Raw genomic sequence first — 839 nt, forward strand, 5'->3', positions numbered from 1 at the left:
CTGGCCTCGTTGCGCTTCTGGCTGGACCTGGGCATCGACGGTTTCCGCCTGGACGCCGTGCCGTACCTGTACCAGGAGGAAGGCACCAACTGCGAGAACCTGCCCGCCACCCACGCCTTCCTGAAGCGTGTCCGCAGCGAGATCGACGCGCAGTACCCGGACACGGTCATCCTCGCGGAGGCGAACCAGTGGCCGGAGGACGTGGTCGACTACTTCGGCGACTACACCAGCGGCGGCGACGAATGCCACATGGCGTTCCACTTCCCCGTCATGCCGCGGATCTTCATGGCGGTGCGCAGGGAGTCGCGCTACCCCGTCTCGGAGATCCTCGCGAAAACCCCCGCGATCCCCTCGAACTGCCAGTGGGGCATCTTCCTGCGCAACCACGACGAGCTCACCCTCGAAATGGTCACCGACGAGGAACGCGACTACATGTACGCGGAGTACGCCAAGGACCCGCGCATGCGCGCCAACATCGGCATCCGCCGCCGCCTCGCCCCCCTGCTGGACAACGACCGCAACCAGATCGAACTCTTCACCGCCCTGCTGCTGTCCCTGCCCGGCTCGCCGATCCTCTACTACGGCGACGAGATCGGCATGGGCGACAACATCTGGCTCGGCGACCGCGACGGTGTCCGTACCCCCATGCAGTGGACCCCCGATCGCAACGCCGGCTTCTCCGCCTGCGACCCGGGGAAGCTGTACCTGCCGACGATCATGGACCCGGTCTACGGCTACCAGGTCACCAACGTCGAGGCGTCGATGTCCTCGCCCTCGTCGCTGCTGCACTGGACCCGCCGCATGATCGAGATCCGCAAGCAGAACCCCGCCTTCGGGCT

Annotated in this window: 1 protein-coding gene; it reads left to right on the plus strand. The window is 66.4% G+C overall.

The window, feature by feature from the left end; genetic code table 11:
• The coding region (locus tag SMA5143A_RS37135; RefSeq protein WP_258193957.1) for an alpha-amylase family glycosyl hydrolase at window positions 1-839 on the plus strand (839 nt) is incomplete at both ends.

Source organism: Streptomyces sp. MA5143a (genome assembly GCF_900290235.1).
GTDB lineage: Bacteria > Actinomycetota > Actinomycetes > Streptomycetales > Streptomycetaceae > Streptomyces.